We start from the raw sequence: 13,295 nt of genomic DNA, 5'->3' as shown, positions 1-13,295 counted from the left end.
GGAAAAACGCTTGAGAACAAGGCTAAAATTTTCGATAAGTAGTTACTCTACAATTAACTTACTTTGAAACGAAAAGTAAACAAAGTTATCAAGCGTTATAACCAGCTAGAATGACCAGCTATTTGCTACGATTGGTATTACTCTCGCAGTTCCCAAAGCAAGAGCAAACTCGATTATCGACCAGATTTCGCAAGGTACGCCGACATTTCAGCCTCTGGCACCATGCCACCACCCGTCGCCCAAACTAGGTGAATGGCGTTCTTCATCTTATCTTCACTAAATTGCATTCGAGCTTGGTAAACTTGGTCTTGTGAAACGTGAACTGCCCCCATCATGCCCGCCAATGCAGAAGGCTCTAAACGAATGTCTTCTTGTTCACTTAGCTCACCCAGATGATGGTACATTCGCTCATCCGTCATGGTGTAGTAACCATCAAGCAGTCTTTCCATTGCTCGTCCCACAAAACCAGACGCACGCCCTACCGCTAGACCATCAGCGGCAGTAATGTTGTCGATACCAAGATCTTGCACCGCGATGTCATCATGTAAGCCAGTGTGCACCCCAAGCAGCATACACGGAGAGTGTGTCGGCTCCGCGAAGATACAATGAACGTGGTTACCAAATGCCATCTTCAAGCCAAACGCCACACCACCAGGGCCACCGCCCACCCCACAAGGTAGGTAAACGAACAGAGGGTGCTCCGCGTCAACGATGATACCCATATCATCAAACTGTTGCTTCAAGCGTTCGCCTGCAACGGAATAACCTAAGAACAAGGTCTGAGAGTTCTCATCATCAATAAAGAAGCAAGTTGGATCTTTCTCCGCTTCTTTGCGTCCCTGCTCTACAGCAACACCGTAATCTTGCTCGTACTCCACCACGTTTACGCCATGAGAACGCAGCTTATTTTTCTTCCACTCTCGTGCATCCGCTGACATATGAACCGATACCGAGAAGCCAAGTTTTGCACTCATGATGCCGATAGACATACCGAGATTCCCTGTCGAACCTACGGCAATGCTGTACTGCTGAAAGAACTGACGAAACTCTTCACTGAACAATTTGCTGTAATCATCACTTTCACTTAGAAGCCCAGCTTCAATCGCCAACTTCTCTGCATGTGTTAGTACTTCATAGATGCCACCACGCGCCTTTATTGATCCTGAAATAGGCAAATGACTGTCTTTTTTAAGCATCAAACGTCCAAGAATTTGAGTGCCGTATTGCACTTCCAAGCATGACTTCATCTTGTCGATTTCAACAACGTTCGATTCAATAATTCCGTTAGAAGCCACCGTTTCTGGGAAGGCTTTCATTAAGTATGGAGCAAAGCGTTTTAGTCGTTCACTCGCGTCTTTGATGTTGGCTGCACCTAAACCAACGTACGGCAGACCTTCTTCAAGTGTGGTGATATTTGGGTTGAACCAAACCACCTCTTCTAACCCAATGAGTCGCTCAACCAAAGGGAATTCTGCTACTAGTGCGTTTACGTTATGCGTAGTCATTATTGTTTACCTTTATTAGATCATGTACGACAGAAGGAATGTGCCTGCTAATGCAACAAAAGAGGCAATGAATGTCGCTGTCGTGTAGTACTTGAAGATTTCTGTCATCGTGGCTCCGCAATATTGCTTCACCAACCAAAAGAGCGAATCGGTCACTATCGTACAACCAATTGCGCCAGAGCCTATAGCCAGAGTAATGATTTCTGGACTTACGTTCGGATAAAGTGGGAGTAATGGAGCCACAATTGCCGTCGCGCCCATCATGGCAACGGTGGCAGAGCCCACTGCCGCATGCAGAATAATCGCGACAAGCCATGCAAGAAGGATCGGATGCATATCGAGATTAGAAAGTAACTGTGCCAATACATCCGCCAAACCACTGCCCTTTAATACGCCGTTGAATGCACCACCAGCGCCAATAATCAGCAAGATGTTAGCAATCGAAGAAAATGCACCTTCCGTTTTCTCAAGCAGTACACTCATGCCCATGTTCTGCTTAATACCTAACATGTAATAAGCAACAAAAGCGGCGATAAACATTGCTGTAATTGGGTTACCGATAAACTCCAAAGTGGTGTACAGCGCACTGCCATGTTCCATATTGAGTTCTGCCGCCGTTTTTAACAGCATCAGCGCAATAGGTAACATCACGGTGAATAGCGTCGCCCCCAAAGATGGTAATTGTGATTCATCTTTCACTTCTAATGAGGTGAACTCTTCAGGTACAGTTTTGAAAGGTAGACGAGCACCCATCACCTTCAAGAACAGCGGACCGCCAACTAAAGACGCAACCAAACCTATGAGTAAGCCATAGAAAATCACAGAACCGATATCAGCACCAAGCTCATTGGTCACAAACAATGCGGCAGGGTGTGGAGGAACAATACAGTGCACGGCCATCAAGGCGGTACAAAGCGGAATGGCGAGATTTAAAAGTGAGGTATTGGTTTTTTTCGCAATCGAAAAAGCCAGTGGAATTAACAGCACTACGCCAACTTCCACGAATAGAGTAATTCCGCAAACAAGGCCGATTAACACCATAATGACTTCAGGTGATAGCCAGCGAATCTTTTGTAGGGTAAGCCCAATTCGCTCAGCCGCCCCAGACACTTCCATCATCTTGCCAAGTATGGTGCCTAAACCAATCACGACAGCAAGAAAACCAAGAGTGCCGCCAATGCCACTTTCGATAGCACTGACCGTCTCTAAAGGTTGCATGCCCATCATCCCACCAACGTAAAAACTGGCGAGTAACAGCGCTAAAAAAGGATGGAGTTTAAACTTAACGATCGCAAAAACGATCATTAAGATACTCGTTATGAGGGTAGTAATGACCCAAAGGTTGGATTCCATGTTCAGACCTATGTTGTTGTTTTAATTGACTGCAATTAAACGAGGAATCCATAGCCCTGACAAACGATCAAAACTCACCTTTAGATGAAGTAAACTTAAACAAAAGCGTGATTTATACGACGTTTAGTGAATTTTTCGACCAATAGATGAATCCAACTATAACAACGCCATTATTATGTGTTCTATCAAGTTCGACTCAATAACGCACATGTATACCAGAGACAATATTTTCGCCAAGAACCAACGCATCAATAGTTTTCAACTTTCCAAGCTTCATACTTTTGAAGTGGCAGCACGACACAGTTCATTTTCTCTTGCAGCAGAAGAACTCTCCATGACGCCCAGCGCCATCTCTCACCGTATCAACAAGCTCGAAGAAGAACTTGGCATTGCCTTGTTTACCCGCTCTCACCGAAAAATCACGCTCACTGAAGAAGGGGAACGTATTTATCTCGCCTTGAACAGAACACTCAACGAGTTAAACCAAGAGGTCATGGAAGTCAGAAATGGCGAAGTCTCCGGAGAGCTAACGATTTACTCCCGCCCTTCTTTTGCACAATGTTGGCTTGTGCCTAGGTTGTACCTATTTAAGCAAAAGCACCCTTCCATCGAGCTGAATATTCTTACTGGCAATGAGAACGTCAATTTCCAAGGTTATGGCATCGATGCCGCGATCTATTTCGATGAGCAAATGCCAGAAAAGTTGTGGTCGAAAGAATTGATGAGCGAAGAGATAATCCCGGTCTGCACTCAAACATATGCAGAACAATTTAACCTATTTGAAAAGCCAGCGAATTTGGTAAACGCCACCCTACTTCACGACAACCAAGCATGGGATTACAACTCCCATCACGATGAATGGACACTGTGGGCAAAGCAAAATGGCATAACAGACATTGACGCTATTCCAAGCATTTCATTCGACCGATCCGATTTAGCCGTCAGTGCTGCTATGCACAATGCGGGGGTTGCTATCGGTCGATTATCGCTGGTGGAAAAACGACTTAAATCCGGCGAACTGATCACCCCTTTTAGAAACCAAACTCTGCAATGCAAACAGAAATATTATGTCGTTACGGCTAACGAAAAACATTCTCGAAAGCTTGAGCTTTTTATTAACTGGCTAATTGAGCAAATCAGTATAACGAGAATATAAGAGAAAATGATTCAGAAGATCTATTACTTCACGCGCCGATTTAGCGTCACAAACAAGTGTTAAGGCTGACTGAAAAACCAGCGCCTTCATTAGAAAGCGCTGATGCTTGAGCTTTGTCTGTCTCTCCCTATAATGACCCAACAATCAATACCCCAAACAGAACAAACTTGGTGAGGTAGTTAATGTTCGGTGATTATCTAAAGCAATTGAGATATCAACTTGGATTAACGCAAAGGGAGCTTGCGACAAAATTAAACTTGGCAAATCCAGAGTTTTCATCTGTGGATTCAGTCACTATTAGTCGCTGGGAAAGGAATGCAACGGCTCCTAAGACCGTCAAAGCAATTAAAGTGCTACGTGAGCTTACCTTAGATCTCAGACCTTTTTTGCTCTCTTTGCCTTCTCCGGAGAACGAAACGTTTTTGGACGATATCATTTATGAACGTTACTACTCACAAAAAGCACTATTACTTTCTTCTGGATATGAAGAATTAAAACCCCAAGAAGAAGCGCCTATTATCGAAGAGGCACTCTTTGCTCATGACATCGACACTCACCTCCCACGGTTACATAACTTCTTCCTAAATGCCGATGCTCACTACCCAGGAATGCTGGACCTTGATTTCTTAGCATTAGATGAAGAAAACAAATTGATAGCCAAGGTGTATAGAGATAGTGAGTCCAACAAGGTAAAAGGACATTCAATTTCCTTCTTATTTAAAACAAAGGACCTCGACGAACACTTTACCAATCCTAACCAAACACTGCCATTTGAGCTCGTGCGGTCTTATTCGGAGCAGTATCAATTCGCCATGTGTTGTTTGAGTCGTTATGCCATGAGTGAACAAGTCTTCATGAAACTGCACCCAACGTTTGTGGATTACATCGCGAGCAAATCCAATATTACTGAGATTTACTACTATGCCTTCGATAACAAATTCAGTGATTATCTAGTGGACCTTGGTGCCAAAAAAGTCGCGTATGACAGCCCAGCTCGGACCGGCTCTGTCAAAATCGGTCGAAAAGCATATCGAAAGTGTTTATTGAAATTGGATACTGCCGTGCTGTTAGCTCAGCCAGCGATGATCTACCTGCTCCACCAACATCAAACCAACATGGCTGCTCAAAGATAAATATAAAATGACTATGCAACGTTATTAACGGCTTTAGTTCGTATATTCCTAAGTATAAGAGGCTGAAATTCACCTAAAGAACACCATTCCATTAATACCTATTATTTTCTTATGAAATATATTCTCTTTGATGAACATTTCTCATTTTTAAGATAATGGCAAAAAATATTAGCTCGAATTAAAATTCAATTATTTTTGTTTGGACATTGATAAATAAAACAATAAAATCATTATTATTCATATGGTTATATGAAAGCAAAATAATATCCTTCATTTTCAACTAGGCATCTCATGCCTATAGAATACGCACAATGCCTTCTCAATTAAACGACAAACATAATACGATTTGCATGATATTTATGAGCAGCACGACATAAATATTAATGCATTTCCAACTTCCTATATGTCTCATCAATTTTAAATGATTGTACCGTACCGGAATACCATTTCTCAAAATTGACACATTTGGCAGAGAAATGTCATGCACATAACTTAAACGAAAAATAACAATTAGCTATGGACATGTTTTAAACCTATGGGGGAAGTAAAGTGTTCGGGAGTTATCTAAAATCAATAAGAACCACATTAGGGTTAACTCAGGAGCAAGCATCAATAAGACTAAATCTATTAGGTGGTGATTTAGCAAATATAGACTGTGTTACTTTTAGCCGATGGGAAAGAGGAATCACTCAACCGAGTCTAAGCCGACGAGTCAGAGTGCTTCGTGCATTTGAAAACAACCTGCTGCCATACCTTTGTAATTTAGGGTTAGATACGCCTTTAAAAGACGAGGTTGAACAGTTTGAATTGTCTTTGAAACAAAGATACCAAGACGCAATGTCTATCATCTCAGGGATTGACTACAAAAATGCTTACCCTGTTGTGTATGATCATATTGAAGAGGAAGAACTGAGCCAAAATAATGAGCAAGAATTCATTAATAGTCTGAACAACTTTCATAATCAGCTTAAGTCTTTAAATATTAAACATAGTCTTGCGACTATTGATTTGGTTGAATATCAGAAAGACAATCGAGCAATTGCTTATAAATACCTTTCCAAAGGTGAGCTAGTCGGTCATAACATTGGTATGTTTTTTACTGTGCCCACATTGGAAAATGAGCTAGATAGAACTAAAAAGCAACGCTTACCTATCGACACGATTGACCTTAGATTAACCAAGCCATTGAGAGAGAAAGGAGTATATTCTTACTACGCCATCAGTCAGCACTCCAAAAATGAACGCGTATTTCGTAAACAGCTGCATACAGAGTTCACTTTCTTGGCTCAAAACGCGCATATCCATCATTATTACGCAAGTGTCACTTTAAAGAGCTCGGTCGATGTGATGTTTAAAATGGGCTTTAGTGTTGCGGCTTACGAAGGAGAAAGCCCGGTAGGTGCAATCAAAGTTGGCGCTAAACGCTATACTCGCGCAATCATGTATATTGAAACCAGTGAGCTGTTTATTCAGCCAGAATTTCTCTATTTATTGACGTGTTGTGGTGTTTGTACTCATCGCCAATGTGACAGTTGTACAGAACACCCTAATTGCATTTGTTAAACAAATACCGGCTTTTACGCTTTGCTGTCGATTGTTAGTTTAGATTCACTGTGCCTTCATATCGCTATCTTTGACTTCTGATAACGGTTCACAGCTCTATAGCGGCATTCAAATGATTGCCGCTATATCACTTAGCAATCAAGATGCTCATCAATTCTCAAATGCTATCCTGCTCAACATCTAAGTCGTTAAGATCTATACCCAAGCGCTTTAATTTATTAGCAGGTGAAACGCATGAAAAAGATTCGCTATCCATTTAATTTGCACGGGACACTCTCAATTCAATATCGGGATAAAGTTAATCCAATATTTCTAGACACTAATGAAGAAAACCAATCCATCATTGATATTGATGACTTTGCAGTAAGAGCATTCAGCTATGAAGCGGAAGATCGTCTATTAAAAATCTCACTACAAAAAGCGGTAAATTTATCTGAAATAGCTGACTGTGATTCAGTATTGACGGGCATCGAACTTAAACAAAATAATATCAAACTTGATATCGTCTATTGCCTATATAACGCAGGCATTGTCAGCTCTAGTATCTCCTATCCTCTCGATGATGATTCGCCGATTGAATCCATTGCTATCGCGAAACCCCTGACTCTACACCTTAACTAACCTAACGTTTAAAACCGGATACGAAAAAGCCCTTAATTCGGCAAGAACAAGGGCTTTTCTGTCTGCGATTACTCATTATTACTTCTGATAGAAGGCGCGTTTTTTCTCATACATAGCTTCATCCGCGATCGAAAACAGATTTTCAATCGACACAGATTCACTTGAAGCCCCTCCAACAGAAAACTGAACTGGGTAGCGGTTATGCTCGGATAGCTCAACCCACTTATTCTGTTGAGATACCTCAAGACGTGTAATCAACTCGTTTAGAGCGTCAATACTCAAGTCTTTTGCAATGACGGCAAATTCATCACCACCAATTCTGTACAACAAGGATTTTCCGTTGAGAACCGACTTGATGAGTTGCGTTGACTTAGCAATCAAAACATCGCCACGGTCGTGCCCATAATTGTCATTGAGGTTTTTTAAGCCGTTTATATCAATCACAATAATAGCCATAGATTGCCAATGTCCTTGAATGACGGATTGGCAAGCAAACTCATAGTCTTCGTCAAACGCCTTACGATTAAAGCACTTTGAGAGTTTGTCTCGACGTGCGAAATCTTCTAACTCCAGCCACGAGTATAACTGCTTCTTAAATAGCTCCAATAAAATGCGATCTTCTCCTGTCATGACATAATTTCCATAACAGAAATAACCAATTTCAGCTCCCGTAGAAGATCGCATGGTTTTCGCATTTTCGCTGCGCGGTTTTTCAAAACTAAAGCGCATGTCTGAGTCAGGAAACAAGCGGGAGAGCCCTGAATTAATCACTTCCGGAATCGCATGGAACCCTACCCCTGCATGGCTAGTGGTAAAGTTAATCAGCGTCATGAGTTTTGCTTGGTGCGCTTCTTCGCGTGTTAAGTTTGCCCGCAACTCCGCCGTTTGCTCTTCAACTCGATGCTCTAGCTTTTGGTTGAAGTTCGCAAGTTGCGCGTTAGTATCTTGAACTTGTTGGTTGGCGTTTCGCAGCGCTTTGTTTCGTACTTCCAACTCATCCATCTGACTGGTCAATTGCGCCCAAAGCGAATCCAATAGGCTCATCAACTGTCTAAACTCTTTAAATTGAAAACGCTTAGGCGATAAATCTGGTCGTTTATTCGTTTTAAATCGACGCACGACCACTTCCATCTGACGAATAGGTTCTGTAAGCCATCGGCTTGCCACAATCGCAATGCATAGAGTCACAACCAAGGTCGCAATGATGATATTTAATAGCTGTTGCTTCGATTGCGTCAGTTCTTGGTTTCGTGCTGCGTCTGACACAGTGTGAATCATAGTCACTTCTAATGGCTTCACAAAACTGTTGTTCTGGACGGTAATTTTACTCAAATGATGCGTGGTATCCCCCTTGGTATTACTCACCGCACCATAGTGGAAGTTAACGCTTTCTTGAGCATATAAGAATGGTTGCGAAATTCGGATTAAATCCTGATATGACACTAAAACAACCAAATAACCTTGCGGCTCATACTCTGAACCTGGCAGCAGCGTGTACGGCAGTAACGGGCTGACAAAGGCGATACCACTTTGCCCCCCATTTAATACCAGCCCCTCATCAAAGTAAGTACTGTGATACATCTTACCTTGCTTATAAATATCTTCAGCGGCTCGAATTTTGGTCAGCAGCTTACTGTTTTCTAGGTGATATACTGAGCCATTGCTTTCGTACATTGGTTGCCAGTTTTTATCGATAATGTAAGTCGTACTGACATTGACCGCCAACTCTTCAAATGTCTCTATCATTTGCCAGATAATGGATGAATACAGGACGTTATCCATGCCTTGAACGAGTAAGCGATCCTTGGAATACCAGCGAGTTAAGTTCGCCACAAAGGTCAGGTCTTCACCTATCGTTTCTTGGATACCTTGATTGGTATTTTCCAGTTTAAGTTCTTTTTGCACCAACAAATCGGTTTGGTGCTTATCGATCATACTGGTGCCCACCCAATAAGCAGGCAGTAACGACCCTACCACCACAATCAAAGTTAAGATGCTACGCAAACTTATCATAAGGATGCTTTCCTACTCTTGTGAATGTGATTTGAATGTTTATTGATGAAGTCCACCACAAATTGAGCGGCGCCGTGTGCAGGCATGCCTGCTTTATAGCGCTTATATCCGCGAATCAACGCTTCCCAAGTCACCGCCATTTCTACGGTACTTGGCATGGCATAAGCGGGGGTCAGCTCTTTGTACAAATCGCTATAGTAGGTGTTCTCTTCGTCATACCATTTGCGGTTGATTGAGCGATTGGTAGAGATCAAGTTCTGGTTGATGATGACGTCTTCAATAAACTCCGGCTTTTGTACGATCATCGCCAGAGTACGCATTGCTTTTTTCTTCGCCGGATTGCGCATTGCTTCAGCATTAAATGCCAACACCTTACCGCCACTCAGTGAGTGCATGTGATGATTATTGTACGTCGGTAAACTGCTGATTCTGAGTTCTGTTGAGAAGTGTTGCTTCAGCTCACCTAGCGCCCAATCACCATCAATGAGATATGGCGCTTTCCCTTCAATGAACAACGCTCGCGCTTGATCTTGGTTGTAATCATCAATCACCACACCTTCTTTAGGTAAACGACCATAAAACTTAAGAGCCGCCGCCAGTGCACCAACATCAATATCGGTGATAGGTTGCGTTCTATGATCGGAAAACATAGGCACAAACGACATCAAGAAGTACATGTTCGGATACTGCATTGCGAGCGTGCTTTTGCCCTGTTTGGCATCTTCAATAAGCTTTTCCCAAGTTGGCTGTACTTCGTTGGTCAGCTTCGTATTCACATACAAAACCAAGTGATTACCTAAACCAAGCGGTACCCCATAAATGGCGTCGTCCACGGTGACGAGTTCCAGAGCTTTTGGCTCTATGCTTTTCTCTTCTAACCAGCTTGGCGGAATTTGGGCGAGATCAAAGTAGTCATGTAGTCCCAAGAAATCAGAAGGAACCCAAATAACATCAGGCACGGTAATACCAGTTTGCTTGGCGAGTAGTAGTTCTGAACGGATATTGTTTACATCGAACTCTCTGATCGCGAGTGTGTTGCCTGTTTCGGCTTCGAAGCGCTCGTTAATTTCTGCGACGGTAGAATATTCAATGCCACTCCAAACTTGGATCTCTTGAGCGGAGACCAAGGAGGAAAACAGAAATAACAACAACAGGCTCAGGTTTCTCACTAGAATTCTCGAAAATTGATGGTATTACAAAAGTAGCGAACGACTGGTGCTTATTCAAAAGTGCCGACAGGAAATGTGCGGGTGCTTCCATTGGTGGTTCACCCTACCATAGAAAGCAAAAAGCGCCGCAATTGCGACGCTTTCAAAGATTATATCACAGTTAGTGATTAAGCGTACTCTTGCTCGAACTCACGCATAAAGTCCACGAGAGCTTGCACTCCTTCAAGCGGCATCGCGTTGTAAATTGATGCACGCATACCACCAACGGCACGGTGACCTTTTAGTGCCTTCAGTCCTTTTGCATCTGCCAACTCTAGGAATGTGCCATCAAGTTCTGGTTTTGCTAGTTGGAACGGTACGTTCATCAGAGAACGATTCGCAGAGTGCACTCCGTTACGGTAGAAATCAGACTGATCGATGTAATCGTATAGCAGTGCTGCTTTTTCACGGTTTACTTGCTCGATCGCTTTTACGCCACCCTGCTCTTTTAACCACTTAAACACTAGACCTGATAAGTACCAAGCGAATGTAGGAGGCGTGTTGAACATCGACTCTTTTTCTGCCAACACTTTGTAGTCAAGAATACTCGGTAGCACTTCTTTCGCCAAACCAAGAAGATCGTCACGAACAATCGCAATTGCAATGCCTGATGGACCAATATTCTTTTGTGCACCAGCGTAAATGACACCGTATTGAGAAACATCAATTTCACGAGAAAGAATGGTCGAAGACATATCTGCAACAATTGGTTTATCCGTTACTGGCAGATCGTTGATTTCAATACCATCAATGGTCTCGTTCGGGCAAAAATGGACGTAAGCCGCATCTGACGAAATTTTCCATTCTGTTGCAGGTAGAACTGCCGCTTTACCGTCAATCACCGTTTTTGCGTTGAACACGTCAGGTTCACAGTACTTTTTCGCTTCTGCTACTGCGCTTTCTGCCCAGTAACCACCATCAATGTAGGTCGCAGTTTCCGCGCTACCTAATAGGTTTAGTGGAACAGCGGCAAATTGAGCACGAGCACCACCTTGGCAAAACAATACTTTATAGTTGTCTGGGATATTTAAAAGATCACGAAGGTCTTGCTCTGCTTCTTCTGCAACCTTAATGAACTCTTTGCTTCGGTGACTGATTTCCATCACTGAAGTCCCAAGACCTTGCCAGTTGATTAGCTCCTTTTGTGCTTGCTGCATGACTGCTTTTGGCAGACCTGCAGGCCCTGCACTGAAGTTAAATACGTTGTCCGTATTTTGTTCCATGATGCTCATTGCTCCTGCTAAGTAAAGATTACGAAATTAATATCACGTTTTTGCAGGGATAAAAACAAGAAAAGAGGTCTTACGACCTCTTTTTAAACTGGAAAAGCTAAAAACTTACTTTGTAAACTTCTCTATTGCATCAATGCAGGCATAAGCAGTGCGATTAAAGGAAATTCTTGTCCATTTTCGAACTTCAATTTCCCATCAGAAATTTGTGCTTTTAGTTCATAGCCCTTGTCTTTTTTCTCAATAAGTTCCATCACCATCAACTCGTCAACGCCTTCTTGAATGAATGGGTACAGATCCACCAACTCATCAGAGAAGTAAGTATTCAGCGAGCCTTTTGTCGCTGTCATTAGCTTCATCGGGTCTTGCGTGATGTGGTCGGTACCTTCCGGCACGGATAATTGCCATTCATTACGGAATTTGCCGTCTCCAAATGCAAGAGATAGCTCGTTGACTGATAGGTTAAAGCCTTTGCTAAACAAAGTATCAATATGCGGCAACAGCTTTTGAATCTCTTGCTCATCTAGCATTGGTGAACTTTGGTAAATCGACATAATTTGATCGAACGACTGGCTGTCAATATCACCGATAGCGAAATCAAGCTTGAAGTTATCAACGTCTGTACCATCCGTTAAACGCATTTGCTTAGCGTCTAATACCAACTGGGTGTTCAGTTTGTCGCCAGATTCATTCAGGGATGTATTGCCACTGTAGCTTGCGTTCTCGATTAGGAACATCGGGGCAAGTTGCGCATCAACAATATCCAGTTTTTGTAGAGAGAAAGATTGCTCCCCTAGCCAGTATCCTTTTGCTTGCTTACCTTTGCCTTCACCTTTCAGCTCTGTTAGATGAATCTCTTCACCATTTTCAAAGTCGATTTGTACCGAAGGAATCGACACTTGGTAGTTTAAATCACCCAGCACAGTCACATTACCTTTAACTTGCGCAGGACTAGATGAAAGGTGCATACCTTGAGCGTCGTTTTGGTAATTCCAACTTGCTAGGTTAAGCGTGAAATCCGTGTTTCCGTTGAGCTGAGTTTTACTGTGCATCGTCAACGGTAGGAAGTCCGCGTCAACGAGTTTAGAATCTGCACTTAAGCTCGTTAAACCATGTGTTACGTCGCTGGTCACATCAAAAGCTGTCGGAAGACCATCACGCTCAAGCTGCGCTTTGATTTCTGGGTCGACAACGGTGTAACGCGTCAGAACGACCGAAGACAGATAACCGCGGTCATATTCCACGATTTCACCTTTGACCATTTCATCGTTCATATTGGCGATGCCATCTTCAATGATAGTTTGACCAATCTGACCAACTGCTAACGGCCAACACAGCGCAAGAGAAATAGCGCCACCAATGGCACCGATTTTTTTAAGATTTTCCATAACGTCACTTATTGAGTATTTGTGCTCAGTCTAACCCAAACCCAAAGCGGATAAAACATTGAGATATATCAGACTATTGATGGTTATTTTAGTTCATTAATCGAGAACAATACTCAGCTCTCAACC

10 protein-coding genes are annotated in these 13,295 nt (G+C 42.7%); 4 read left to right on the top strand and 6 right to left on the bottom strand.

Annotated features, from left to right (window positions below; all coding sequences use genetic code 11):
* Nucleotides 1-173: 173 nt before the first annotated feature.
* A complete protein-coding gene (locus AACR11_RS05660; protein WP_029789423.1) occupies nt 174-1,505 on the bottom strand; it encodes a D-serine ammonia-lyase in 1,332 nt (443 codons plus the stop codon).
* Nucleotides 1,506-1,520: 15 nt separating this feature from the next.
* Complete coding sequence (dsdX, locus tag AACR11_RS05655; RefSeq protein ID WP_029789425.1) at nt 1,521-2,858, bottom strand: D-serine transporter DsdX; 1,338 nt, start codon at nt 2,856-2,858, stop codon at nt 1,521-1,523.
* A 208-nt stretch (nt 2,859-3,066) separates the two neighbouring features.
* Between dsdX and dsdC the strand changes: the two genes are divergently transcribed.
* The 4 genes from dsdC (at nt 3,067) to AACR11_RS05635 (ending at nt 7,331) form a co-directional block, all read left to right on the top strand.
* Complete coding sequence (gene dsdC, locus AACR11_RS05650) at nt 3,067-4,014, top strand: DNA-binding transcriptional regulator DsdC (protein WP_005444507.1); 948 nt, start codon at nt 3,067-3,069, stop codon at nt 4,012-4,014.
* 182 nt (nt 4,015-4,196) lie between these two features.
* Entirely contained in the window at nt 4,197-5,147 is a 951-nt protein-coding gene (locus AACR11_RS05645; RefSeq protein ID WP_009698116.1) for a helix-turn-helix domain-containing protein, read from the top strand.
* A gap of 549 nt (nt 5,148-5,696) precedes the next feature.
* Nucleotides 5,697-6,710, top strand: a complete 1,014-nt coding sequence (locus AACR11_RS05640; protein ID WP_017188162.1) for a helix-turn-helix domain-containing protein — start codon at nt 5,697-5,699, stop codon at nt 6,708-6,710.
* Between the two features lie 234 nt (nt 6,711-6,944).
* Nucleotides 6,945-7,331: a hypothetical protein gene (locus AACR11_RS05635; protein ID WP_029789427.1), complete on the top strand. Its 387-nt coding sequence runs from the start codon at nt 6,945-6,947 to the stop codon at nt 7,329-7,331.
* 78 nt (nt 7,332-7,409) lie between these two features.
* Here the strand turns inward: AACR11_RS05635 and AACR11_RS05630 are convergent, their stop codons facing one another.
* The 4 genes from AACR11_RS05630 to AACR11_RS05615 all read right to left on the bottom strand — a co-directional run bounded on the left by AACR11_RS05630 (nt 7,410) and on the right by AACR11_RS05615 (nt 13,169).
* Entirely contained in the window at nt 7,410-9,344 is a 1,935-nt protein-coding gene (locus AACR11_RS05630; RefSeq protein WP_029789428.1) for a diguanylate cyclase domain-containing protein, read from the bottom strand.
* The gene (locus tag AACR11_RS05625; protein ID WP_017188164.1) at nt 9,341-10,513 is read right to left on the bottom strand and encodes a sugar ABC transporter substrate-binding protein; all 1,173 of its coding nucleotides are present in this window, start codon (nt 10,511-10,513) and stop codon (nt 9,341-9,343) included. The genes AACR11_RS05630 and AACR11_RS05625 overlap by 4 nt, the downstream gene beginning before the upstream one ends.
* 167 nt (nt 10,514-10,680) lie before the next feature.
* Complete coding sequence (gene serC / locus AACR11_RS05620; protein ID WP_026000106.1) at nt 10,681-11,775, bottom strand: 3-phosphoserine/phosphohydroxythreonine transaminase; 1,095 nt, start codon at nt 11,773-11,775, stop codon at nt 10,681-10,683.
* 131 nt (nt 11,776-11,906) lie between these two features.
* Nucleotides 11,907-13,169: a DUF945 family protein gene (locus AACR11_RS05615; protein ID WP_009698120.1), complete on the bottom strand. Its 1,263-nt coding sequence runs from the start codon at nt 13,167-13,169 to the stop codon at nt 11,907-11,909.
* Between the last annotated feature and the right edge of the window lie 126 nt (nt 13,170-13,295).

The organism is Vibrio sp. L85 (assembly GCF_963871815.1).
Classification (GTDB): Bacteria; Pseudomonadota; Gammaproteobacteria; order Enterobacterales; family Vibrionaceae; genus Vibrio; species Vibrio harveyi.
The sequence above is the reverse complement of the archived record's forward strand: the minus strand, read 5'-3'. Positions and strand labels throughout refer to the sequence as shown.

What these genes read in the sequence shown, in the direction of transcription:
- AACR11_RS05645 (WP_009698116.1), top strand. Translation starts at nt 4,197, where the DNA reads ATGTTCGGTGATTATCTAAAGCAATTGAGATATCAACTTGGATTAACG.
- AACR11_RS05615 (WP_009698120.1), bottom strand. Translation starts at nt 13,169, where the DNA reads ATGGAAAATCTTAAAAAAATCGGTGCCATTGGTGGCGCTATTTCTCTT.
- AACR11_RS05630 (WP_029789428.1), bottom strand. Translation starts at nt 9,344, where the DNA reads ATGATAAGTTTGCGTAGCATCTTAACTTTGATTGTGGTGGTAGGGTCG.
- AACR11_RS05635 (WP_029789427.1), top strand. Translation starts at nt 6,945, where the DNA reads ATGAAAAAGATTCGCTATCCATTTAATTTGCACGGGACACTCTCAATT.
- dsdC (WP_005444507.1), top strand. Translation starts at nt 3,067, where the DNA reads ATGTATACCAGAGACAATATTTTCGCCAAGAACCAACGCATCAATAGT.
- AACR11_RS05660 (WP_029789423.1), bottom strand. Translation starts at nt 1,505, where the DNA reads ATGACTACGCATAACGTAAACGCACTAGTAGCAGAATTCCCTTTGGTT.
- serC (WP_026000106.1), bottom strand. Translation starts at nt 11,775, where the DNA reads ATGGAACAAAATACGGACAACGTATTTAACTTCAGTGCAGGGCCTGCA.
- dsdX (WP_029789425.1), bottom strand. Translation starts at nt 2,858, where the DNA reads ATGGAATCCAACCTTTGGGTCATTACTACCCTCATAACGAGTATCTTA.